The 1,742-nt window shown below is 69.1% G+C and carries 2 protein-coding genes; one reads left to right on the forward strand and one right to left on the reverse strand.

What is annotated here, in order from left to right; all coding sequences use genetic code 11:
• The coding region (locus A9X05_RS04320) for a hypothetical protein (protein WP_156736447.1) at window positions 1-210 on the forward strand (210 nt) is incomplete at its 5' end.
• Window positions 211-226: 16 nt separating this feature from the next.
• Here A9X05_RS04320 and A9X05_RS04325 read toward each other — a convergent pair.
• On the reverse strand, window positions 227-1,742 hold a 1,516-nt coding region (locus A9X05_RS04325), incomplete at its 5' end, for a lysylphosphatidylglycerol synthase transmembrane domain-containing protein (protein ID WP_156736450.1).

Below are 1,742 nucleotides of genomic sequence, written 5' to 3' on the forward strand. Positions count from 1 at the left end.
ACGGTCACCGGCGCCGCCTCGGACCGCGGGATCACCGTGACGCCCATGGCTGGCCAATTCTCCGCCGACGGGTCGGCGACCGTCGACGTTCCGATCGCGGTCGCACGGTCGGTGCCCGAGGAGTACTACCTGGTCAACCTGACTTCCAGGGTCGGCGAAAGCGCCCGCACGTCAACGATTCTCGTGGTCGTGCAGGCAGGGAGCGAGTGAGCGCGCTCAGCGCCCGTTAGATCATCTCGTTCTTGGTCAGCCAGCGCATCACGGGCCAGCCGATGAACACGGGCAGCCAGCAGGTGAGCACCCGGTACAGCAGCACGGACGGCACCCCGACGGCCGCCGGAACGCCGAAGGCGGCCAGGCCACCGATCAGCGCCGCTTCGACGGCGCCGACGCCGCCGGGTGTCGGCGCGGCGGAGGCCAGTGTCCCGCCGACCATTGTGACCACGGTGACGGTGACGAACGTCGTGCCGCCGCCGAACGCTTCGACGCTGGCCCACAGCGCCAGCGCCGCGCCGAGAGTCGTTCCCGCGCAACCGAGCAGGATCAGCGCCAGTCGCCGCGGCTCGCGGGCCAGCTTCACCAGATCGCCGGTCACCTCGTTCAGCTTCGGGCGCACCTCGGTGGCCAGCCAGCGCCGCGACTTCGGCACGAACAGCAAGGTGCCGACGATGCCGAGTGCCACGCCCCCGATCAGGTACAGCATCGTGGCGCTCGGCACGAAGTGCGACAGGTGCATCGACGCGCCCGCGACCACGCTGAAGAAGATCAAGAGCAAGAGGTGCACGATCACCTGCACGGCCTGCTGCAGCGCGACCGCCGCGGTGGCTCGCATCGCCGACAGGCCGCTCTTTTGCAGATACCGGGTGGACAGCGCGAGCCCGCCGACGCCGGCTGGCGTGGTGGTCGCGGCAAAGGTGTTGGCCACCTGGACGAATGACAGCCGCCAATAGTTGACCGTCCCGTCGGTGCAGGCCCATAGGGCCGCGGCCGCGCCGAGGTACGTCAGCGCCGACACCGCCAAGCCGAGCAGCGCGTACCACCAGTTGGCGGACCTCAGCTGGGAGAAGAACGTGGGCGCGGTGCTGATGAAGGGATAGGCGACGTACACCAGCGCGCCGAACAGCACCAGCTGGATGAGCTGGCTGCGGGTGAACCGGGTGATGGTCTCGGTCTTGATCTGGTCGGCCCCGGTCTGGCGCTTCACCTCCGCGCGGGCCGCCGAGATGACGGCGCCCGCATTCGGGACGGACCTCCGAATGAGCCGCGGCACAGCCACTTTCGTCAACCGACGCGACGCGCTCAGGATGGTGTCCCTGTCGAACGCGTCGATGGCCGCGGCCACCGCCGATTTGGGGTCATACAGGGCGGAGGTGGTCACCAGCAGCTGCGCGATGTCGGATTGCAGTTGGGCCTCGCTGGCACCGTATTCGGCGTTGTGGAAGCCACCGAAGCGCACCGTGCCCTCATCGAAGGTGATCTCGTTGGCGCGCAGGTCGCCGTGGGCGATCTGCTGGTCGTTGAGCCTGCGCAGCGACCTCCACACCCGGTCCACGGGGGTCGACTGTGCGCACCGACCGAGCGGCAGACCGTGGGGTGGCTTGTGCGAGTACAGAATCCAGCCTCGGTCGAGGGTGGCGACGGCGATCGTCGAGGTGTTCGCGAGGTCCACCTCCCCGATGGCGATCGTCATCAGGGCGCGGTGCTCGACGGCGCGGCGCATCGAGGTCACCAGCGGCGCGGTC

Source organism: Mycobacterium sp. E3298 (assembly GCF_001666895.1).
Taxonomy (GTDB): Bacteria; Actinomycetota; Actinomycetes; order Mycobacteriales; family Mycobacteriaceae; genus Mycobacterium.